Genomic DNA, 19,047 nt, shown 5'->3' on the forward strand with positions numbered 1-19,047 from the left:
GCAAGCGACATGCCGAGCCGGAGGAGCGTATCGGACGCCTTATCGCTCCCGGAATATTTGCGGTAGCCGTCGAGGAAACTGTCGGCTGCCTTCTGGTACTGCTTGCGCAGATACTGGCTCTCGCCCACCCAATATTGCGCGGGGCTGGCCTTGTCCGGCAGCGACCCGGTCGTGATCGTGCTGGATGGCGTGGCCTGATCGTCGCTTGGCTGGGGCGGCGGCCCATACCAGCGCGGCTTCGACGGATCGGCAATTTTCGTCGGCGGCGGAACCACAGGTGCGAGCGAGGGCGGAATGGGCACGTCCTCGTCCTGCGGCTCTGGCTCGGGCTTGAGCTCCCGCTTTGCCTCAACGATCGGCGGCTTCCGCTCCGGTGCGGGAACCTTGGGATCGGCAACCTTCGGCTCGGCAATCTTCGTCTCGGGAACCTTGGGCTCAGGAACGTTCGGCTTAGGCGCCGTCGCCGCGCGCGGCCTCGGCTCAGGATCGGTAATCATCGCCGGGGCGTCTTTTTTGGCGGTCTCGTCTTTGGCGACTTTCTCTTTGGCGCGCTCCGGTTTCGGGTCCGGTGCGGCAACCTTTGGCTTGGGCATTGTCTTGTCGGCGGGCGCCGCTTCGGACATCTCGTTGAGCTTGCTCAAGAACGTGCCCATCTGACGGGTCAAGGCGCCGATCTGGACCTCGAGGCCACGGACGCGCCCCTTGAGGTCGTCGTCACCGGCGGGCGTGGCATCCACGCCATCGGGGGCAAGGCTCGGCCTGGCAATCACGGCGGCCTCGAGAGCGCCCACCATGATCCTCAGGGCGGAGATCTCCGCCTCAAGCCTGGCCACACGCGTGGCGACGTCATCCGTGGTCTTTGAGCTTTCAGTCTCTTCGGCGAGGCTCGCGCCCATTGGCAGGAGCACGGCAAGAGCGAACGCCGCGAGCACGGCACGCCATAAATGAGAACGTGAGGGCACGGGTTCCTTCGACCTTATCGGCATAGCCAGGCGACTTAACCGACTCGTTGCCGTGGCGTTTAGGCCATGTGTGTGGCCCACAACGCGCCGTGGAACAAGGCCTAGTAGCTAGCGACGGCGCCCCCGGTAAGGACCGTCTGCGCCCGCCGGTTCCGGGACCAGCAGGAGATGTCGTCGCAAGCCGCGACCGGCCGCTCCCGGCCATAGGAGACGGTGTGAAGACGGCCCGCGCGGAGGCCGTGGCGCACAAGGAAGGTCTTCACGGCCATGGCCCGCTGCGCCCCCAGCACGAGGTTGTGCTGCCGGCTTCCCGGCTCACTCGCGTGCCCAGCGATCATCACCTGATATTGGGGGTGCTGGTTCAGCCAGCGAACCTGCTGGCGCAGGATGGCGCGCGAATGCCCGGTCAGGACCACGCTATCCCCTTGGAAATAAACGACATCGCCCACATTGGCGGCGAAGTCCTCAGGGCTGCCAGGGGTGGCCGGAGCCGCCCCGCCAAGGCCAAATCCCTTGGGCTGCTGCGGCTGGCGCGAACAAGCGCCCGCGCTGAAGGCCAAAATGATCACCCCCACGACCACGCAAGCGCGGCCGATCCCACCAAAACGCATGACTGAAAACACCCAATCCCCCAAACCCGAGGAAATCCTAGGGGGCGGAGCTTAAGGATGCCTTAGCCAGGCAGATGCGTGGGGCGAAATAGAAAAATGGAGGCCAAAAAAGGAAAAGGATGCTCCAAGCGCCGATATCTCCAGCGCCCTGAGCATCCCAAATCCCGTGGGGGGAAACCCGAAAGTTTCCCGAAGCCGTTGCTTAGCCGAGCTTCAGCGGCTCAACGATAACGGCCTTCTCGTGATGGCCAAAGCAACCACCAAGCGAAACGGCGGCAGCCACCAGCATTACAGCGGCGATAACGCCTTTCAAACCCTGCATGGTCTTCTCTCCTTTGGTTAAAACGGCAATAGCCGTCTTTGCATTTACCGGTGCGGCTCAATCGGATCAAGCCAGGACTGCAGTCCCGAGACCGATTTGGCGATCAATGATGCGAAAATGCCACGCCGAATCTCATCCTCCAGCTTTTGCAAGCTATCCCCCACGCGGACGCCGATCAAGATGTGGTTAACGACGTTGGGGCACTCGGATTAACAAAAGGTAAGCGACTGTGGCAAATAAGCCGCAACCCGCACGGGTAAACCGACAACCGCTCGGGAATATGCCGAAAAATCAGGCACTGATCGCGTGGCAAAAGCCAAATCGAGCCAATTTTGATCCCAGAAACAACCCTCGGTTGCGCCGAGTCAGATTGCGTCGTGAGAGATGCGCGAAATCCAAGAAGAACGTGACAGCGAGGCCTTTGGGGCCCCGCCGGTAGCGCTGACCTCAGCGCGGGGCCACTTGGTCGGTGAGGAGCGTCACGGGCAGCCCCGCCTCCTTGACCCTGACCAGCACCCTGGCGACATCGCCATAGGCGGATTGAGTGTCGCCGCGCACCCAGACCTGTGCCGTACCGCCCGCATCGCGAATCGCGGCAAGCTTGGGCGCAAGGTCCTCAAAGCTGATCTGCGCGTTCTGAAGGTAGAGCGTGCCGTCGGCCTCGATCGTGATGCTGAGCGGTGCTCGCTCCGGCGCCACCTGTCCGGCCTCCGTCCTCGGCAAATTGACGTCCGGCAGCGAGGCCTTGGCATCGATGTCGACGCCCACGGTCAGAAGCGGCGCCGTCACCATGAAGATGATCAGGAGCACGAGCATCACATCCACCAGGGGCGTGACGTTGATCTCGCTCATGGGCACGCGGGAGCGGCGCCGCGCGCGGCGGTTGGACAATGCGCCACCGGGTTGAAGTGCTCCGCCCATCCTTGCCCTCACAGCGTCTTGTCGATCTGGCGCGACAGAATGGCCGCGAACTCATCGGCGAACCCTTCAAGCCGCGCCGCGTGCCGCCCGACCTCAGCGTTGAACTTGTTGTAGAAGATGACGGCCGGAATGGCGGCAAGCAGGCCCAGCGCAGTCGCAAACAAGGCCTCCGCGATGCCGGGCGCCACGACCGCAAGCCCTGTATTCTTGGTGGTCGCGATCGCCTGGAAGCTCGTCATGATGCCCCAGACAGTGCCGAACAGGCCGATAAAGGGCGCCGTCGAGCCCACCGTGGCGAGGAACGTCAGCCGCCGTTCGAGCCGTTCGACCTCACGGGAAACGGTCACGTCCATGACCTTCTCGATGCGGTGCTGCATGCCCGGCATGGGCTTCGTGGACCGGTCGCCGCTGTCGCGCTCCGTCGATCGCTTCCACTCACGCATCGCCGCCACGAACAGCGCCGCCATGCCCGTGTTCCGCCGCTGGGCGAGGGCCTGATAGAGCTCATCGAGCGACTGGCCCGACCAAAACACCTGCTCGAATTTGTCCGCCTCTTTGCGCGTCTTGGCGAACAGGAAGAACTTCTCGATAATGATCGCCCAACTCCACACCGAGGCGGCAAGAAGCCCAACGATGACGATCTGGACAACGATATGGGCGTTCTTGAACAGCTCCCAAATCGACAGATCGACGGCGACATCCGGATTCATTCACGGCCCTCGTGGCATCAACGCCAAAAGCTGGCACCTTTCGGCACCGGCTCTTGGCCCCGCGAGGCGCACCATCGCGGGCTATTCATCGTTCACCGGCAGCGGCCCAAAAACACTATAAAATCAAGCCATTCGGCTTGACCCAAGCGTCAAATTTGGGCGGCCACCGCCGGCACAAAATCCTGTTCCGCCCTCTTCGCTAAGTTCAACTTGCTTACTTAACGAATCGTTCAAGTGCCCCGCGGACCAACTGTCCCAGCCGTTGGGGCTTGCCCGCCTCCGAGACCAGCACCACCACGACCTTGGCCCGAACCAGGACGACGCCGTCGCGCCGGACCTCTTGGGACAGCGTCAGGCTCGCCGCGCCGGTCTCCACGCAAGCGGTGACCACTTCGAGCACATCATCGAGCTTGGCCGGCTTCAGATAATCGATCTCCACGCGGCGCACGACGAAGACGGATGCCTCGCCCTGATCGGGATTGGCGAGGTCCTGGTGATGGATTCCAAGCAGGCGAATAAAGTCAGAGCGGCCCCGCTCGCAGAACTTCAGATAGTTGGCGTGGTAGACGAGGCCGGCGAAGTCCGTGTCCTCGAAATAGACGCGCACCGGCAGGATATGGGTGTCGCCCTCGATGCGTCCGGCAAGGTCGGGCCAACTACTCACTCTGCCTCGCCGCCATTCTCACCGCCGTTGAAGAGCGGGAACTGCGACGGCTGAGCGGGCGGCGTGACCCCGAGATGCTCGAAGGCGAGCCCGGTGAGCACACGGCCGCGGGGCGTGCGCGCAATGAAGCCTTGCTGCAAGAGATAAGGCTCGATGATCTCCTCGATCGCATCGCGCGGCTCCGACAGGCCAGCGGCGATGGTCTCGATCCCCACCGGCCCGCCGCCATAGTTCACGGCGATGAGCTTCAGGTAGCGGTGGTCGAGCGCATCGAGCCCGCGCCCGTCCACTTCTAGCTGCGACAGCGCGCTGCCCGCGAGCTTGGCATCGACCGCGCCGTTGCCATCCACGGCGGCGAAGTCCCGTACGCGGCGCAAAAGCCGCGCCGCCACGCGTGGCGTTCCGCGCGCGCGTCTCGCGATCTCATGGGCGCCTTCGGGCGTCAGCGGCAGTTGAAGCAGCCGCGCGCCACGCCGCACGATCTCTTCCAGCTCTTCCACCGTGTAGAACTCCAGCCGGATGGGAATGCCGAAGCGTTCGCGAAGCGGCGTGGTGAGAAGGCCCGTCCGCGTCGTGGCGGCGACCAGCGTGAACTTGGCCAGGTCGATGCGCACCGAGCGCGCCGCCGGCCCCTCGCCGATGATGAGGTCGAGCTGGAAATCCTCCATGGCGGGATAGAGAATCTCCTCCACAGCCGGGCTGAGGCGATGGATCTCGTCGATGAACAGCACGTCGCGTTCTTCGAGATTCGTCAGCAGCGCGGCGAGATCGCCCGCCTTGGCGATGACGGGTCCCGACGTCGCCCGGAAATTGACCCCAAGCTCCCGCGCCACGATCTGGGCGAGCGTGGTCTTGCCGAGCCCCGGAGGCCCGGCGAACAGCACATGGTCCAGCGCCTCGCGCCGCGACCCCGCCGCATCAATAAAGACTTTGAGGTTGGAGCGGACCTTCTCCTGGCCGATGAATTCGGCCAGCGTTTGCGGCCGCAGCGCCGCCTCCGGCTGGTCGTCGTCTTTCTTCGCTGCTGCCAGGACCCGCTCGCTCATCCTGCAAGCTCCTTGAGACCAATACGGATCAGCTCTTCCGCCTTCGCCTCGTTGCCGGCGACACCAAGTGCCGAGGATACGGCCGCGGCCGCCTCGCCATGGGCATAGCCGAGATTGGTCAGCGCGGAGACCGCATCGCGCGCGGCCAAGCCTTCGGGCAGGATGGCGATGGGCGCAGGGCCTCCGCCCGGCGCGATGGCAGGCGCAAGCGCTGGCATCTTGTCCTTCATTTCGGCGACGATGCGCGCGGCGACCTTCTGCCCGACCCCTTGGGCCCGCGCCACTTGCGCCTTGTCTTGCAGCGCCACCGCGTTGGCGAGATCGGCGGCGGAGAGCGTACCCAACACGGCGAGCGCCACCTTGGCCCCCACGCCTTGCACCGTCTGCAACGCGCGGAACCAGGCGCGCTCGTGCTCGGCCCCGAAGCCGTAGAGCTTGACGCCGTCCTCGCGCATATGAGTGTCGGTGGCGAGAGTCACCGCCTCGCCTACGGGCGGGAGTGCGGAGAGTTGCCGCGCGCCCAGCGTCACCTCGTAGCCGACGCCGCCAACATCGATGATTGCCGTGGAGAGCGAAACCGAATCGACCGTGCCTGTGAGCTTGCCGATCATGGCGCGGCCCTCATCGCAACGGCGATGGACTGTTCGAGCTTGGCCCAGCTGCGCGAATGGGCGTGGGTGATGGCGATGGCGAGCGCGTCCGCCGCGTCCGCGCTGTCGGGCACCGCGCGCGGCAGCAAGCATTTCACCATAGCGCGGATCTGGTCCTTGTTGCCGTGGCCGGCCCCGACCACGGTCTTCTTCACCGCATTCGGCGCGTATTCGGCGATCGGCAACCCGGCCAGCGCGGACACCAGCATGGCGATGCCGCGGGCCTGGCCCAGCTTCAGCGTCGCGGCCGCGTCCCGGTTGACGAAGATCTGCTCGACCGCCGCCTCCGCAGGTCCCAGCTCATTCAGCACCTCGGAGAGCCCGTCGAACAGTTGGCGCAGGCGATGCCCCAGGCTCCCGGCCGAATCCGATGAGACCGAGCCACAGGCGACATAGCCGAGCTTCACCCCATCGGTCTCGATGACGCCCCAACCCGTGCGCCGCAGGCCCGGGTCGATGCCGACAATGCGAATCGCGCCCCTCATGCCGAATCGTAGCACAGGGTTTGGCCAAGACAGGATGCCAGGCCCGGCAAATCGGAGGGGCGCGGCGTGAGGCCGCTCAGCTGGCGTGGGGGCCGCGCATCTGCTTGATCGCGGCCTGGATGCGGCGCCAGTCCTCCGCCTGAGAGGTATCGCCGGCCTTCTCGCACGCGACGACCTTATGCGCCGCCTCGGCTTCCGCCTTCTCGCCATGGGTGCCGAGGAACCGCCGTGCGTAATCGTGGACTTCGTTCATATCCATAGGAACGTCCTCCTCTACGACTTGCGGCACCATGCGCGGCCGGACCAATTTCCGCCCTGAGACAGATCAATTCACGAGTCTGCTTCCGTCTCCGCCTCAGGCAACTCAACGGTCTGAAGAAGGCCGCCGCCAGGGCGGTTCGCGATGGCGATGCGTCCGCCGGCCCGGGAGACGATCTCATAGGCGATGGTCAGCCCGAGGCCTGCGCCGGGAATGTCTTGCCGGCGCGCCGGATCAGCACGGAAGAAGGGCTCGAACACCTGGTGGATCAGCTCACCTGGAATGCCCGGCCCGTCGTCCTCGATAATGACACGCGCCGTGGTTCCGTCGCCCTCGACGCTAACGCGCGCCCGCACACCGTGCGTCGCGGCATTGATGATGAGATTGCGCAGCGCCCGATTGAGCTTGAACCGGCTCGCCCGCACCGTCGTAGGGTTGAGCGTCTTGCAGGTGATGTCGAGCTTCTGATCCTTGAGTTCGGTGCCGATGGCCCCGACCAACTCATCGAGTCGCAGCAGCTCCGGCGCGGCATTCCCGGTCTCCTCGCGCACCAGCATGATGGCGCTGTCGGCGATGCGCTCCAGTTCATCGAGATCCTCGAGCCATTTGTCGCGCTCGTCGTGGTCTTGAACAAACTCGGCACGAAGTCGCATGCGCGTGATGGGCGTGCGCATGTCGTGACCCGCCGCCGCCACGAGCCGCATGCGGCTTTCCATGGCGCGCTTGAGCCGGGCCGACAGCGAGTTGAGCGCCTTGGCGGTGGCGCGCACCTCGGCCGAACCGCGTTCGGGCAATTCGGGCATCAAACCATCCGGCCCAACTGACGCAACCGCCTTCTCCAGCAACGCCAGCGGGCGCACCATGCGGTTGGACACGAACACGGCGATCACCGCCGCGCCGAGCGCAATCACCGTCAGCCACCTGAACAGCGCTTTCCATGGCGGCCCTGACGGCGGCATCCCCGAGGTCGGCATCCACAGCCAGCCCTTGTCGTCGATGGGGATCGAGACGATCAGCGGTGCATGACGCTTGGCGCGAGACACGGTGACGGGCAAATCGAGCCCCCGCGTCTTCAATTCTTCGCGCAGTTTCTTCGTCGTCCGTCTGTAGACACGGCCCGGCGCCGGCTCGTCGCGAAGCGTGACGCCCCCCAAGCCCTTACTAGTGAGTTGGAGCGTCGTTTCCACCTGCATCGCCACGCCATCGAGCGCCCGTTCGGCGCGCTTCGGCGGCCCCAGCAGATAGAACAGCAAGACCGTGAGCAGACCGACGACCGCAACGATCGCGACGACCAGGAGTACGGCAAACTTGACGCGCAGCGTGTTCACTCTTGTCCGCCCTCCACTTCGACCTTGACAGCGAGCTGATAGCCGCCATTGCGCACCGTCTTCAGCAACTGCACATCGTTCGCGCTCAATTTGCGGCGAAGCCGGCTGACCAGCACGTCGATCGAACGGTCGAAGCCATCGCCTTCGCGGCGGCGCGTCAGGTCGAGCAGTTGATCGCGCGCCAGCACCCGTCCGGGCCGGTCGAGAAACGTCTTGAGCAGATCGAATTCCGCACCGGTCAACTCCACGTCGTTACCGTTTGCATTGGTGACACGGCGTGTCTGCGGGTCCGCGGTGAACCCTTCGAAGTGATAGACCTTCGCCTCGCCCGGACTGGGCGGAATTTCGGTCCGCCGCCGCAACACAGCCCGAATGCGCGCAATCAACTCGCGCGGATTGAACGGCTTGCCCAGATAGTCGTCAGCGCCGATCTCAAGCCCGATGATGCGGTCCACGTCTTCTTTCAGCGCGGTGAGCAAAATGATCGGGACGTTGGAGCGCTCGGCCCGCAAGTCGCGGCAAGCGTCCAGACCCGAACCGTCCGGCAGCATCACATCGAGCACGACCAGATCGACATGGTGCGTCGCCAGTTGCTCGCGCAGTTCACGGCAGTTCTCTGCCAAGAGCACGCGGAAGCCCTGGCTCTCGATATAGCGCGCGAGGAGCTTGCGGATTTCCGGGTCGTCGTCGACGACGAGTATGCGTGGCGTGGTTGAAGTCATCGAAGTCGCCCTCCTTCTAGCCTCGCCCGGCCGCGGCAAGGAGAGGAATCTTGTAACGGAGTCCGTCCGTTTCCGATCCAGCAATGTTTCGACACAAATCTCCTGCCGCCAGCAAAACTCAGATACGCGGAGCCCTACAAAGGCAATGTTCTCGCGATACCTAAGGGGCACATCAACCATTGAGGATGCTGCAAATGAACATCTCCAAGCGAATTGCCTCGATCGCCATCGTGGCCGTTCTGAGCGTCGCCGGCCTTGCGGCGGTCACCATGGCCGGCGGCCATGACGGGCGCTGGGGCCAAAGTGCCTGGGCAGGCAAACACGGCGACAAGTCGATGTGCCATCGCGGCGGGGGCGGCAAACACGGTAGGCATGGTTGGCGCCATAAGGGCCCCGACCACTTGGCCAAGAAGCTTTCCGTCATGGAAACCGAGATCGGCATTCGCGCCAATCAGCTCGATGCCTGGCGCGACTTCACCGACGCGCTGCAAGCCACCATGAAGCGCCCCATGCGCCATGGCGGCACCGGCATGATGGCCTCTGGCGATAACGCCGTGCCGTTTTCCCTGGCCGAGCGTTTTGCCAATAACGCCATTGAGCGCGGCGAGAGCGCCGAAGCCCTAAAGAAGGCGATCGCCGAATTGCGCACCACGCTCACCCCTGAGCAGCTTCAGAAGGTGACGGAGATCGAGAAGCGGTTCCGCGCCAAGATGGCCCGCCATCACGGCTGGGGCAAAGGTCACCGCGGCAAGGGCCGGCACGGCAAAGGCCCGCACGGCCCGCCGAAGGCCGCACCTGACGGCGAGTCGGATACCGGTCCCGGCGGCACGCCAGACAAAGACGATGATGACGACGACAGCTAAACGCGACTCTCCTCCGGCCTAGCCGCCCTCTCCCCCCGACGGCTGGGCACACTAAAGGCGGGAGCCCTTCGGGGCTTCCGCCTTTTTCTATTTCGCGTCTTATTTCTGGGACGGCATCGCCACGGCCTGCGCGAACAACGCCTCACCCCATTCATGGAGCGGGTTGCCGAAATCCGACTCGATGTGAACTGCCTTTCCCTTCCGCGCTTCCCATTTCGCGCCATAGGTCTCGTAAGGGAAGTGCTGCACATAGTAGTCGCACGTCTCCTCCCAATGCGCGACCGACAGCGACTTTCCGTAATGCTGGCAGTAGAGGTCCGTCTTGACGGCGGTCATGCCGCGGGGTGTGCGCCCATCGCCTTGCGCGAAGCCGATGCCCTCACGATTGCGCCAGAACATGAGAATGTCGCGCTGCTCGGGGCCATAGTATTTGCGAAAGCCAAGCAGTTCCTGGTCGGATGTGTAGGGTGCCTGATCCTCGGGCGTCAGATAGGCGTCGAACAGCCGAACCCGTAACGCATCACAATCGGCGTCGAGCCCGTACAAATGCCTGCGCACATCACCGGTCACGCGCTCGTCCGGGTCGAAACAGAACATCCAGTCATGCGGCACTTGCGCCCGCGCCATCTCGAGCAGCAACCCGCGGTGCCGCCCCTCGGCACGTTTACGCGCATCCACATCGCGCTCCCACGCCTGATTGGCTACGATCAGCGCGACCTTGGGATGTGCGCGCAACATGTCGACCGTCTCGTCGGTGCTGGCATCGTCGTACGCGATGATCGCATCCACGTGGCTCGAGAGATAGTCGAGCGTGTCGGGCAGGATCAGCGCCTCGTTGCGGACACGCGTCATGGCGACGAGCTGATGGGTCCGGCCCAGCAACGCCGCGTTCCCGGCGATGACACGCTCAGAGTCCCGAAGCGACCAAGTGCCTGCGCCGTCTTCCACCATGTGTTGCTCCGATCAAGACACGCTTGGTCTAAAGCGTGCGGCCCAAGCGTGTTATAACTGGCCCGTCATTGGTAGCGAAAAACGGCGACGGCCATGGCAGGTGTGAGTTTTTGGCGAAAGCGGCGCCGATTTGGCTGAGGCTCCTGCTCGGCGCCTTGCTCCTTCCATTGATCTGGGTCGGTTTAGCGTTGCTGCTTCCGTCCGCCTTGTCGTCTGCGGCAGTCGATTTCGTGGACGATCACGTGCGTGCCGAGCTCCGTGCAGCGCTTGGCGGCTCTCTTCTCGTCTTGCCGGTTCTGGTCGGCGGAGCGCGCATGCCAAGACCTGAACAACTGCCCGAGGATATCAAAGCGATCGCCACGCTGAACGCAGTGCCGCTGCGCCATGAAAGCTTCGACGACGATACCGAGAACATTGTCGCCACCGTGTTGGGCGTGGCGGCAAAAACGAGACGCTGGGAAGATCGTGGCGCGTGGAAGGCGAAAATCGCCTACGCGCTCGGCGGCGCGGCCGCCGCATGCATGTTCGTGCTTGTCGCCGCGCTCATCCATTTCTGGATTCTGTCGCGTCCGCTCTCGGCCTCGATCGGCGCGCCGCTGACGACCTTGTTGCTGATAAGCGGCATGGCCTCAGGCGCGTGGCTCGGCCTGTCTTTCGAAGCCCGCAAGCGCAAGCTGCGCTAGCCCGCCCAAACCCGCACGACGACCGCAACGATCCAAATCATGGCGGTGAGCACGATCACGCAGAACACGCCTGCCGAGGCGAGGTCCTTGGTGACCTTGATGGCCTCGTGCTTCTCCGGATGCAGGTGATTGCACAGCCGTTCGATGGCCGTGTTGAGCAGCTCCGCGGCAAGTAGCAGCACCAGACTGCCCATCAGGGCAATCCACATCCACGCGCTGTCGGCTACGAAGAAGGAGACGGGCAGCGCGAACAGCGTCAGCGCCGCTTCCTGCTTGATCGCTGCTTCCGTGGCGAGTCCCTCGCGAAATCCGCCGAGCGTATTGGCGAAGGCGCGTCCGATGCGCGCAAGCCCGCCTTTGCCCGGCAGCGCCGATTGCTCACGAAGATGTTTGTATTCGGCAGGCTCCTGCTGGGTCATCGGGGAGCCCTTTAGCCTCACGCCGCAGTCAGCTTTTGCAGGACGTCGTCGGAGACGTCGAAATTGGCGTAGACCTGCTGCACGTCGTCGGACTCTTCCAGAGCGTCGATCATGCGTAGGAGCTTCTCGCCCGCTTCCTCGTCGATCGGCACCTCGATCTTCGGCCGCCACAGAATCTGCATGGCGCGCGTCTCGCCGAAGCGTTCTTCCAACGCCTTGCCGACTTGATGCAGCTCATCCGGATTGCAGTAGACCACGTGGCCCTCGTCGGTCGTTTCTACGTCGTCGGCGCCCGCTTCGATCGCCGCTTCCAGCATGTCGTCGGCGCTTCCCTTGCCGGCCTCGAACTCGATGGCGCCAAGCCGGTCGAAATTAAACGACACCGCGCCGGTTTCACCCAGGTTCCCGCCATGCTTGGAGAAGATGGAGCGCACTTCGCTCGCGGTGCGATTGCGATTGTCGGTAAGCGCCTCAACGATGACGCCGACGCCGCTGACGCCGAAGCCCTCGTAGCGGACTTCTTCGTAATTGTCGCCGCCGGCCTCCTGGCTCTTCTTGATGGCCCGGTCGATATTGTCACGCGGCATGTTCTGGACGCGCGCCGCTTGGATCGCCGTCCGCAGCCGCGGGTTCATGGCCGGGTCGGGCATTCCCAGCTTCGCCGCCGTGGTGATCTCCCGGGCGAGCTTGGAGAACAGCTTGGCGCGCTTCTTGTCCTGGGCGCCCTTGCGGAACTGGATGTTCTTGAATTTTGAATGGCCTGCCATGGCCTGATCCCTAGTCGCTCGCGCCCATACCGGTCAAGGCCCGGAACGCCCCGCACTGACGACGTGGCGGGCCGGGCCGCTTAGCGAAGCCTTAACCCTAATGGGCCGACAACTAAAGGCTTGGGAATGCCGAAAGTCGGCGCATTCCACGAGGTTAGGGGACAAGGCCATGACACCGATGCACAGACCCGCCACCGGCGAGGCGGCCGAGCAGACCTTGAGCCTCCCCGACCTGTGTTCTGAGGCCGCCGATCACATCGCGCGGGCGCGGCTGTCGCTCGACGACAAGGGCTACGATACGGATCGTGCGCTGGCGCATCTGGACGATGCCATTGGATGCCTCCAGCGCCTTCTGGCGAAGGGCCGTGAGCCTCACGCCACTGCCACACCAAGTCGGCGCTCGGCCTAAGCCGGGTCGAGCCAGAACGCAGGCTCGACCTGCGACAGGCGTCCGCCAAGCCGCACCGGCGCGATGGCCTTTGCCAGCCCGGTGGCGTCGTCCACCTCAATGGCCACACCACACACCGTTGCCTCGCCCATCGATGGCGCGAACCGCCGCGAGTGGATCTTGGTGAGGAACCGGGCAATCGGCTCCTCTTTGTCCATACCGAGGATCGAATCGAAATCACCGCACATGCCGGCGTCGCTGATATAGGCGGTACCGCCGTTCAGCACGAACTCGTCTGCGGTCGGTACATGCGTATGCGTGCCGATGACGGCGGTCGCGCGCCCGTCGACGAAATGCGCCATGGCTTGCTTTTCCGACGTGGCCTCGGCGTGGAAATCGATCAGGATCGCGTCCGTGCCGGATTTCAGACCGCAAGCGCTGAGTTCCTGCTCCACCGCGCGGAACGGATCGTCGAGATCGGCCATGAACACGCGCCCTTGCGCGTTGACCACCAGCACGTCCATGCCGTTCGCGGCCTTGAACAAGCCAGCGCCCCGACCCGGCGTGCCGGCCGGAAAGTTGACGGGCCGTAAGAGACGGTCATGGCGCTCAATGAAGACGAGCGCTTCGCGCTGATCCCAAACATGGTTGCCCGTGGTCACCACGTCGGCGCCCGCATCGAGCAACTCATTAAAGATCGCTTCGGAGATGCCGAACCCGCCGGCCGAGTTCTCGCCGTTCACGACGACGAAGTCGGCGCGGTAGCGCTCACGCAATTTCGGCAATGTCTCCAGCACCGCCGCGCGCCCGGACCGGCCGACAACGTCGCCTAGGAACAAAATGCGCATGGGAAATCGGCTTGCTGAAGATGGATCATCGGGGGGTCAATACAGAATTGCACCGTGCGTGCAAAGTTTGGCAGAGCCGCGTTGGCCGTCGGAGCGAAGATTCCGGTGTCCCTACTTAAAGTAGGTGGGCGCCGAGTAACAAAGACCACGGTCCTCGTCAGGGTCAGCTCCCGTAGAATCTTATAGGGCCCTGGAATAAATGCTCCTAACGCACCACGCAGCCCGCCAAGAGCTGACTATGGAAGAAATCTTTCAGAACCGCTAGCGGCCGTCCGACGCGCGCCCGCCTTTGGAAAGCTCGGCATTGAGCCCCTCGAGCCGTTCGGCTGCCGCGTCGATCCGGGCGGACAGGTCCGCCTGCATATGCTTCGCCGTCTCGTCGGATGCCGACTTGTCCCGGCGTGCTTCGGCCAACGCGGTCTTCATGTTTTCGATTTCGCGGCGCAATTCCCAGAGCTCGTCGGTCACCACCAGCGATGCCATGAGGATCAAGCGATCGTCGCCGACTTGGCCGAACTTCCGACGCATCTCGTCGACATGCGAACCGAGGTACTCGGCAAGCTCGAGAAGATGAGCCTCTTCACCTTCGCTGCATTCCAGTCGATAGTTACGACCGTTCAGCGTGACACTGATCTGCCCCATGAACCTCCCCCGCCCGGCAAAGCTAGCCCGGCATGGCCGGTATCATATCCTTCAGTGTCCCCATCACAACCTCAAGGCGGCCGGAGACTTCATCATTGGCGGCCTTGAGGCGCCGAACGCGGCTACGCTCCGCTTCAAGATCGGCAAGGAGCTGATCGCGCTCCTCGGTCAGAAATCGCAGTTCGTCCTTGAGGGCGGCGTCTCCACCGCCTGCAAAGGCCTGCTTCAGATGACCCTCAAGTTGGTCAACTGCCGTATCGAGCCGATGCAGAGCATCCGGTTGCTTCATTGCGTCCGCCCCTCCCCACTAGGCGCCGCCGGTTTATGACCGACTCGCCGTGTGACCCAGCAGCCTGGCGAAATGTGATTGCCCCATGTTCAACCTTCAACGAGCGTACGACAACCCCAATATCGGCGGCCCACACAGGATTTGACAGTACCGCGAAGCGTGTGATTTGAGACAAATCCCTGAAAACAACCGGCCAATCGCAAACACGCCCGTGGGATCCCCCTAATCATGGCTGACGCCAAGTCTCAATGCCGCCTCTATTTTCAAGTTCCTGCGCCGATTACGGCGAAGCTCGAATCTCAACTCGCCCAAGCTTTGACAACGACATCGGTGGCTTGCGTTGTGCTCTGCGATAACAGTCAAAATACCGAAGAAGTTCCCACCGACGAGCCGAGTGATCGGCTGATCGACCGGATTCAGGGGGCCAATATCGCCTGCCTCATTGAGAATGACTTCGAACGCGCCGAACGCCTGGGCGCCGACGGCGTGCATATCGCGGCCGATCTGGAACGCTATACAACCGCGCGCAACCTACTCGGGCAAAGTGCCAATATTGGCGTGGATTGCGGGGCGGACCGCCACGCCGCCATGGAGCTTGCCGAAGCCGGCGCCGATTATGTCGCCTTCGGGCCGGAGAGCGAGGGCCTCGTCGCCTGGTGGTCCGAGGTCTTCGTCGTGCCTTGCGTGGCGTGGAATGTGGACACGCCGGCCGAGGCGGAACGATTTGCGCAACAAGGCGCCGACTTCGTCGCACCGTCCCGGACAATCTGGCAGGCCGACAACGCCGCCACCATTGTTGCGGACATCGGCCGCGCCATTGCCCATGTCAGGAGCACCGCGTGAGACGACTATTTGCCGGAGTCTTGATCGCAAGCGCTTGCATCCTCGCAAGTGGCCCGGCGCGCGCTGCGGAGAGCCCGTCATATATTGCCTTCGCGGAAGGCAAGTACCTGACCGCATTGGACCTTGCGCAAAAAGAGGCGGAAGCGGGCTCAAAGGAAGCCTACACGCTGATGGGCGAGATTCACGCGGAAGGTCTCGGCGTGCCTCAAGACTACGCCAAGGCGGCGGATGCTTACGCCAAGGGCGCAGATCTCGGCGACCCCAACGCCCAGTTCTCCTTAGGGCTCCTCGTTGCCTCAGGCCGCGGCGTGCGCAAGGACCTCACCATCGCCGGCGACCTGTTCGAGCGCGCCGCGAAGGCCGGGAATGCCGCGGCGCAGTACAACGTCGCACTCCTTTACCTGCATGGGCGAGGACGTCCGGCCGACGAGATCAAGGCGGCGGAGTGGATGCAGAAAGCCGCCACGCACGGCAGCCCGCAGGCGCAGTACGATCTCGGCGCCTTCTACCAATTTGGCCGGGGCGTCCCCATCGACAAGCAGAAGGCCGCCGAATGGACGGGCCGAGCCGCCGACGCCGGGCTGCCCGCCGCCCAGGTCGAGTATGGCGTCATGCTGTTCAACGGGCGCGGCGTGGAGAAGGACGAAAAACGCGCCGCCACGCTCTTCCGCCAGGCGGCCGAGAACGGCAATCCCGTCGCCCAGAACCGGCTGGCACGCCTCTATGCCAACGGCGTGGTGTTCGAAGGGGACGCCATACAGGCGGCGAAATGGCATCTGATCGCCCGGCAAGCCGGCGTCAGCGACTTCACCCTCGACATCATGCTGTCGAGGCTCGCCCCCGAACAGCGCGTCGAGGCCGAACGTTTGGTGGACGGTTGGGAAGCGGGACGCCTCACCGACGATGCGTCGGACGGACAGGCCGCGGTGGACACACAGCCGGCGGGTCAGCAGGCGCCCTCCCGCCCTTGACAGCGGCGGACCCCCAAGCCTTAAAGGCGCCACGCCCGTTACCCAACCCCAAGGGATTTCATGAAGATCAACGGCAACGAGATTAGGCCCGGCAACGTCATCACGCATAAAGGCGGCCTCTGGGTCGCGGTGAAGACACAGGCCGTGAAACCAGGCAAAGGTCCCGCCTACGCGCAGGTCGAGCTGAAGAACCTCATCGACGGCTCGAAGCTCAACGAACGCTTCCGCTCCTCCGAAACCGTCGAGCGCGTGCGCCTGGAGCAGAAGGATCACCAATATCTCTATCCGGAAGGCGACATGCTCACCTTCATGGACTTGGAGAGCTACGACCAGATTCAGATCCCCAGCGACCTTCTGGAGGAGCGCGCGGCGTTTCTGCAGGACGGGATGACGGTAACCGTGGAAAGTCACGAAGGCCGCCCCATCGGTGTCTCCCTACCCGACCACGTCACGCTCGAAGTCGTCGAGGCTGACCCCGTGGTGAAGGGACAGACAGCCGCGTCGTCCTACAAGCCTGCGAAGCTGGAGAACGGCGTGCGGGTCATGGTGCCGCCATTCGTCGAGGCCGGCGAGCGCATCGTGGTCGACACTAACGAAGTCACCTACGTCAAACGCGCCGAATAGATAAAGAGCCGGCCACGCCGGCGGCGAGAACGAACAATGCCCGCATCCGCGTTGATGAACGTCATGCAGACCGCCGCCCGCAAGGCCGGCCGCAGCCTCACGCGCGATTTCGGCGAGGTGGAGCAGCTTCAGGTTTCAATGAAAGGCCCGGCGAATTTCGTGAGCGCCGCGGACCACCGCGCAGAGGAAATCCTGTTCACCGAGTTGTCGCGCGCGCGCCCCGGTTATGGCTTTCTCATGGAGGAGCGCGGCGAGGTCAAAGGCGCCGACGCAACCCATCGCTGGATTGTCGATCCGCTCGACGGCACCACCAATTTTCTGCACGGACTTCCTCTCTTCGCCATCTCCATTGCGTTGGAGCGCGATGGCGAGCTCGTGGCTGGACTCATCTATAATCCCGTCAGCGACGAGACTTTCACCGCTGAAAAGGGCAAAGGCGCCTATCTCAATGACCGGCGCCGTCTGCGAGTGGCGGCGCGCATGGAGCTTGCGGCCTCTCTTATCTGTACCGGTATTCCCCATGCGGGGCGTCCGAACCACGATCTTTACTTGCGGGAGCTGCGCGCGATCATGGCCGTGTCCTCGGGGATTCGCCGTACGGGCTCCGCGGCGCTCGACCTGGCATGGACTGCGGCCGGACGGTATGACGGGTTCTGGGAGAGCGGCATCAAGCCCTGGGACATTGCCGCCGGCATCGTCATGCTGCGTGAGGCGGGCGCCTATGCCACCGATATCGCCGGCAAGGACAAGATGCTGGAAACGGGCAGTATCGTCGCCGGCAACGAGACGATCCACGCCAAGCTCTTGAAACTTCTCAAGGCCGCGGACGCAAGAGGGCCCGCGCCGGTCAAGGCCGCGGGCAAGACCGCAAGCAAGGCACCGGCAAAAACGGCTGCGAAATAAGCGCATCGTCGAGGCGCCCGCGCCCGACCCCGCGGCCCCGGCAAACATGACAGCGGGCTGATAAGAACGTCTTCGCCCTGAGGTTGCCGTTTTGCCGGTCAAACTATTCGGCTAATCTCTCGCGCGAAGCACACCACGCAGCAGCGGCACCACATGGCAACGAAACAGTACAAGACGAAGCTCACGCGCCCGCAGGTCTTTCTCTGGCGCATGATGCTGTTCCTGGTTCTCGCCGTGCTGCTTGCCATCATCCTCGACGGCCAGACCGAGCAACTGAGACGCAGCTTCATGGCCAATCCGGGCCTGAACGGCCTGATCATCGCCGTGCTGGTGGTCGGCATCGTCTATGCCTTCCGCCAGGTCTTGCGGCTCTATCCGGAAATCAACTGGGTCAACAATTTCCGGATCTCGGACCCCGGCATCGCAACCGACAAACAGCCCGTCTTGCTGCTGCCCATGGCGACCATGCTGCGCGACCGCACCGGCCACCTTGCGTTGGCGACCGGCTCAGCCCGCACACTCCTGGAGTCCGTCGCCTCGCGCCTGGACGAAGCGCGCGAGACGACACGCTACCTTGTCGGCTTGCTCGTCTTTCTTGGACTGCTCGGAACGTTCTGGGGCCTGCTCCAGACCGTGAGCTCGGTCGGCAACACGATCAACGCGCTCGACACGACCGGCAGCGAAAGCGTGCTGCTCTTCGATCAATTGAAAGAGGGCTTGGCCGGACCGTTGAGCGGCATGGGCATTGCCTTCTCCAGCTCGCTGTTCGGCCTGGCGGGCTCGCTGATCCTCGGCTTCCTCGATCTGCAGGCCGGCCACGCTCAAAGCCGATTCTATAACGAGCTTGAAGATTGGCTCGCCAACATCACCGAGCTTCAGTCGGTGGATCCCGGCACCAAGGATGTCTCGCCGCAATTGCGTTTTGCGCTGATGGACATGCAGCACTCGCTGTCCGACCTCAACGAGAAGGTCGAGCAGCGTATCCTCAACGACAATACGGGCGATGCGGTGAAAGACTTGGCGCAAGGCGTCGACAAGCTCATTCGCCAAATGCGCGCGGAGCAGAAGGTCGTGCGCGAATGGGCCGACGAACAAGCGCAGCAACAGCATGAGCTTGCCACGGTGCTGCGCCAGATCTCCGGCAAGAAGCCCGCGCCGGCCCGCGAAGGCAATTAG

24 protein-coding genes, 1 other RNA gene and 1 pseudogene are annotated in these 19,047 nt (G+C 63.7%); 8 read left to right on the top strand and 18 right to left on the bottom strand.

Annotated elements, in window-relative coordinates; all coding sequences use genetic code 11:
- The 11 genes and pseudogenes from ABY454_RS07950 to ABY454_RS08000 all read right to left on the bottom strand — a co-directional run.
- Positions 1 to 962, bottom strand: a pseudogene (locus ABY454_RS07950) (hypothetical protein); the annotation flags it as partial.
- 101 nt (positions 963 to 1,063) lie between these two features.
- Positions 1,064 to 1,573 (bottom strand): OmpA family protein, encoded by a 510-nt coding sequence (locus tag ABY454_RS07955; protein WP_372929659.1) that lies wholly within the window; start codon positions 1,571 to 1,573, stop codon positions 1,064 to 1,066.
- 769 nt (positions 1,574 to 2,342) lie between these two features.
- On the bottom strand, positions 2,343 to 2,816 hold the full coding sequence (locus ABY454_RS07960) for a biopolymer transporter ExbD (RefSeq protein ID WP_372929660.1): 474 nt from the start codon (positions 2,814 to 2,816) through the stop codon (positions 2,343 to 2,345).
- Between the two features lie 8 nt (positions 2,817 to 2,824).
- Positions 2,825 to 3,526: a protein TolQ gene (tolQ, locus tag ABY454_RS07965; RefSeq protein WP_372929661.1), complete on the bottom strand. Its 702-nt coding sequence runs from the start codon at positions 3,524 to 3,526 to the stop codon at positions 2,825 to 2,827.
- 214 nt (positions 3,527 to 3,740) lie between these two features.
- Complete coding sequence (ybgC, locus tag ABY454_RS07970; RefSeq protein ID WP_372929662.1) at positions 3,741 to 4,190, bottom strand: tol-pal system-associated acyl-CoA thioesterase; 450 nt, start codon at positions 4,188 to 4,190, stop codon at positions 3,741 to 3,743.
- The gene (ruvB, locus tag ABY454_RS07975) at positions 4,187 to 5,236 is read right to left on the bottom strand and encodes a Holliday junction branch migration DNA helicase RuvB (protein WP_372929663.1); all 1,050 of its coding nucleotides are present in this window, start codon (positions 5,234 to 5,236) and stop codon (positions 4,187 to 4,189) included. Before ruvB ends, ybgC begins: the two co-directional genes overlap by 4 nt.
- The gene (ruvA, locus tag ABY454_RS07980; RefSeq protein WP_372929664.1) at positions 5,233 to 5,847 is read right to left on the bottom strand and encodes a Holliday junction branch migration protein RuvA; all 615 of its coding nucleotides are present in this window, start codon (positions 5,845 to 5,847) and stop codon (positions 5,233 to 5,235) included. Before ruvA ends, ruvB begins: the two co-directional genes overlap by 4 nt.
- Positions 5,844 to 6,371: a crossover junction endodeoxyribonuclease RuvC gene (gene ruvC / locus ABY454_RS07985; RefSeq protein WP_372929665.1), complete on the bottom strand. Its 528-nt coding sequence runs from the start codon at positions 6,369 to 6,371 to the stop codon at positions 5,844 to 5,846. The genes ruvA and ruvC overlap by 4 nt, the downstream gene beginning before the upstream one ends.
- Positions 6,372 to 6,447: 76 nt before the next feature.
- A complete protein-coding gene (locus ABY454_RS07990; RefSeq protein ID WP_372929666.1) occupies positions 6,448 to 6,630 on the bottom strand; it encodes a hypothetical protein in 183 nt (60 codons plus the stop codon).
- A gap of 71 nt (positions 6,631 to 6,701) precedes the next feature.
- Positions 6,702 to 7,958 carry an ATP-binding protein gene (locus tag ABY454_RS07995; protein WP_372929667.1) on the bottom strand — a complete coding sequence of 419 codons (1,257 nt, stop codon included), beginning with the start codon at positions 7,956 to 7,958 and terminating at the stop codon, positions 6,702 to 6,704.
- Positions 7,955 to 8,680 (bottom strand): response regulator, encoded by a 726-nt coding sequence (locus ABY454_RS08000; RefSeq protein WP_372929668.1) that lies wholly within the window; start codon positions 8,678 to 8,680, stop codon positions 7,955 to 7,957. Before ABY454_RS08000 ends, ABY454_RS07995 begins: the two co-directional genes overlap by 4 nt.
- Before the next feature lie 194 nt (positions 8,681 to 8,874).
- On the opposite strand from ABY454_RS08000, the gene ABY454_RS08005 reads away from it, so the two are divergent.
- The gene (locus ABY454_RS08005; protein WP_372929669.1) at positions 8,875 to 9,543 is read left to right on the top strand and encodes a Spy/CpxP family protein refolding chaperone; all 669 of its coding nucleotides are present in this window, start codon (positions 8,875 to 8,877) and stop codon (positions 9,541 to 9,543) included.
- A gap of 99 nt (positions 9,544 to 9,642) precedes the next feature.
- Here the strand turns inward: ABY454_RS08005 and ABY454_RS08010 are convergent, their stop codons facing one another.
- Entirely contained in the window at positions 9,643 to 10,494 is an 852-nt protein-coding gene (locus tag ABY454_RS08010) for a glycosyltransferase family 2 protein (RefSeq protein ID WP_372929670.1), read from the bottom strand.
- A 110-nt stretch (positions 10,495 to 10,604) separates the two neighbouring features.
- On the opposite strand from ABY454_RS08010, the gene ABY454_RS08015 reads away from it, so the two are divergent.
- Entirely contained in the window at positions 10,605 to 11,177 is a 573-nt protein-coding gene (locus ABY454_RS08015; protein ID WP_372929671.1) for a hypothetical protein, read from the top strand.
- On the opposite strand, the gene ABY454_RS08020 is transcribed toward ABY454_RS08015, so the two are convergent.
- Both ABY454_RS08020 and ABY454_RS08025 read right to left on the bottom strand, forming a co-directional pair.
- Positions 11,174 to 11,596, bottom strand: coding sequence for a diacylglycerol kinase (locus ABY454_RS08020; protein ID WP_372929672.1), 423 nt, complete (start codon positions 11,594 to 11,596; stop codon positions 11,174 to 11,176). The genes ABY454_RS08015 and ABY454_RS08020 overlap by 4 nt on opposite strands.
- Before the next feature lie 17 nt (positions 11,597 to 11,613).
- Positions 11,614 to 12,363: a YebC/PmpR family DNA-binding transcriptional regulator gene (locus tag ABY454_RS08025; protein ID WP_372929673.1), complete on the bottom strand. Its 750-nt coding sequence runs from the start codon at positions 12,361 to 12,363 to the stop codon at positions 11,614 to 11,616.
- Between the two features lie 169 nt (positions 12,364 to 12,532).
- On the opposite strand from ABY454_RS08025, the gene ABY454_RS08030 reads away from it, so the two are divergent.
- Positions 12,533 to 12,772 (top strand): hypothetical protein, encoded by a 240-nt coding sequence (locus tag ABY454_RS08030; RefSeq protein WP_372929674.1) that lies wholly within the window; start codon positions 12,533 to 12,535, stop codon positions 12,770 to 12,772.
- On the opposite strand, the gene ABY454_RS08035 is transcribed toward ABY454_RS08030, so the two are convergent.
- The 4 genes from ABY454_RS08035 to ABY454_RS08050 form a co-directional block, all read right to left on the bottom strand.
- Positions 12,769 to 13,599, bottom strand: a complete 831-nt coding sequence (locus ABY454_RS08035) for a TIGR00282 family metallophosphoesterase (protein WP_372929675.1) — start codon at positions 13,597 to 13,599, stop codon at positions 12,769 to 12,771. The two genes, ABY454_RS08030 and ABY454_RS08035, sit on opposite strands and share 4 nt — an antisense overlap.
- Before the next feature lie 69 nt (positions 13,600 to 13,668).
- Positions 13,669 to 13,826: non-coding RNA, 6S RNA (gene ssrS, locus ABY454_RS08040), on the bottom strand.
- A 34-nt stretch (positions 13,827 to 13,860) separates the two neighbouring features.
- On the bottom strand, positions 13,861 to 14,241 hold the full coding sequence (locus ABY454_RS08045; RefSeq protein ID WP_372929676.1) for a cell division protein ZapA: 381 nt from the start codon (positions 14,239 to 14,241) through the stop codon (positions 13,861 to 13,863).
- A 22-nt stretch (positions 14,242 to 14,263) separates the two neighbouring features.
- A complete protein-coding gene (locus ABY454_RS08050; protein WP_372929677.1) occupies positions 14,264 to 14,530 on the bottom strand; it encodes a DUF4164 family protein in 267 nt (88 codons plus the stop codon).
- Between the two features lie 228 nt (positions 14,531 to 14,758).
- Here ABY454_RS08050 and ABY454_RS08055 point away from each other — a divergent pair, with 228 nt between their 5' ends.
- The 5 genes from ABY454_RS08055 to ABY454_RS08075 all read left to right on the top strand — a co-directional run bounded on the left by ABY454_RS08055 (position 14,759) and on the right by ABY454_RS08075 (position 19,047).
- Positions 14,759 to 15,373: a thiamine phosphate synthase gene (locus ABY454_RS08055; protein ID WP_372929678.1), complete on the top strand. Its 615-nt coding sequence runs from the start codon at positions 14,759 to 14,761 to the stop codon at positions 15,371 to 15,373.
- Entirely contained in the window at positions 15,370 to 16,344 is a 975-nt protein-coding gene (locus tag ABY454_RS08060; RefSeq protein ID WP_372929679.1) for a tetratricopeptide repeat protein, read from the top strand. The genes ABY454_RS08055 and ABY454_RS08060 overlap by 4 nt, the downstream gene beginning before the upstream one ends.
- 60 nt (positions 16,345 to 16,404) lie before the next feature.
- Positions 16,405 to 16,968 (top strand): elongation factor P, encoded by a 564-nt coding sequence (gene efp, locus ABY454_RS08065; protein WP_372929680.1) that lies wholly within the window; start codon positions 16,405 to 16,407, stop codon positions 16,966 to 16,968.
- A gap of 36 nt (positions 16,969 to 17,004) precedes the next feature.
- Positions 17,005 to 17,871, top strand: a complete 867-nt coding sequence (locus ABY454_RS08070) for an inositol monophosphatase family protein (protein ID WP_372929681.1) — start codon at positions 17,005 to 17,007, stop codon at positions 17,869 to 17,871.
- A 153-nt stretch (positions 17,872 to 18,024) separates the two neighbouring features.
- On the top strand, positions 18,025 to 19,047 hold the full coding sequence (locus ABY454_RS08075; protein ID WP_372929682.1) for a flagellar motor protein MotA: 1,023 nt from the start codon (positions 18,025 to 18,027) through the stop codon (positions 19,045 to 19,047).

Origin of the sequence: Methyloceanibacter sp., assembly GCF_041573655.1 — a bacterium.
Taxonomy (GTDB): domain Bacteria; phylum Pseudomonadota; class Alphaproteobacteria; order Rhizobiales; family Methyloligellaceae; genus Methyloceanibacter.

Bases quoted from the DNA above. Each gene is read 5' to 3' on its own strand.
- ruvC (WP_372929665.1), bottom strand. From the start codon at position 6,371: ATGAGGGGCGCGATTCGCATTGTCGGCATCGACCCGGGCCTGCGGCGC.
- tolQ (WP_372929661.1), bottom strand. From the start codon at position 3,526: ATGAATCCGGATGTCGCCGTCGATCTGTCGATTTGGGAGCTGTTCAAG.
- ruvA (WP_372929664.1), bottom strand. From the start codon at position 5,847: ATGATCGGCAAGCTCACAGGCACGGTCGATTCGGTTTCGCTCTCCACG.
- ABY454_RS08000 (WP_372929668.1), bottom strand. From the start codon at position 8,680: ATGACTTCAACCACGCCACGCATACTCGTCGTCGACGACGACCCGGAA.
- ABY454_RS08025 (WP_372929673.1), bottom strand. From the start codon at position 12,363: ATGGCAGGCCATTCAAAATTCAAGAACATCCAGTTCCGCAAGGGCGCC.
- ABY454_RS08075 (WP_372929682.1), top strand. From the start codon at position 18,025: ATGGCAACGAAACAGTACAAGACGAAGCTCACGCGCCCGCAGGTCTTT.
- ABY454_RS07990 (WP_372929666.1), bottom strand. From the start codon at position 6,630: ATGGATATGAACGAAGTCCACGATTACGCACGGCGGTTCCTCGGCACC.
- ABY454_RS08010 (WP_372929670.1), bottom strand. From the start codon at position 10,494: ATGGTGGAAGACGGCGCAGGCACTTGGTCGCTTCGGGACTCTGAGCGT.
- efp (WP_372929680.1), top strand. From the start codon at position 16,405: ATGAAGATCAACGGCAACGAGATTAGGCCCGGCAACGTCATCACGCAT.
- ABY454_RS08005 (WP_372929669.1), top strand. From the start codon at position 8,875: ATGAACATCTCCAAGCGAATTGCCTCGATCGCCATCGTGGCCGTTCTG.
- ABY454_RS08070 (WP_372929681.1), top strand. From the start codon at position 17,005: ATGCCCGCATCCGCGTTGATGAACGTCATGCAGACCGCCGCCCGCAAG.
- ABY454_RS08020 (WP_372929672.1), bottom strand. From the start codon at position 11,596: ATGACCCAGCAGGAGCCTGCCGAATACAAACATCTTCGTGAGCAATCG.
- ABY454_RS07955 (WP_372929659.1), bottom strand. From the start codon at position 1,573: ATGCGTTTTGGTGGGATCGGCCGCGCTTGCGTGGTCGTGGGGGTGATC.
- ruvB (WP_372929663.1), bottom strand. From the start codon at position 5,236: ATGAGCGAGCGGGTCCTGGCAGCAGCGAAGAAAGACGACGACCAGCCG.
- ABY454_RS08035 (WP_372929675.1), bottom strand. From the start codon at position 13,599: ATGCGCATTTTGTTCCTAGGCGACGTTGTCGGCCGGTCCGGGCGCGCG.
- ABY454_RS08050 (WP_372929677.1), bottom strand. From the start codon at position 14,530: ATGAAGCAACCGGATGCTCTGCATCGGCTCGATACGGCAGTTGACCAA.
- ABY454_RS08030 (WP_372929674.1), top strand. From the start codon at position 12,533: ATGACACCGATGCACAGACCCGCCACCGGCGAGGCGGCCGAGCAGACC.
- ABY454_RS07960 (WP_372929660.1), bottom strand. From the start codon at position 2,816: ATGGGCGGAGCACTTCAACCCGGTGGCGCATTGTCCAACCGCCGCGCG.
- ABY454_RS08055 (WP_372929678.1), top strand. From the start codon at position 14,759: ATGGCTGACGCCAAGTCTCAATGCCGCCTCTATTTTCAAGTTCCTGCG.
- ABY454_RS08045 (WP_372929676.1), bottom strand. From the start codon at position 14,241: ATGGGGCAGATCAGTGTCACGCTGAACGGTCGTAACTATCGACTGGAA.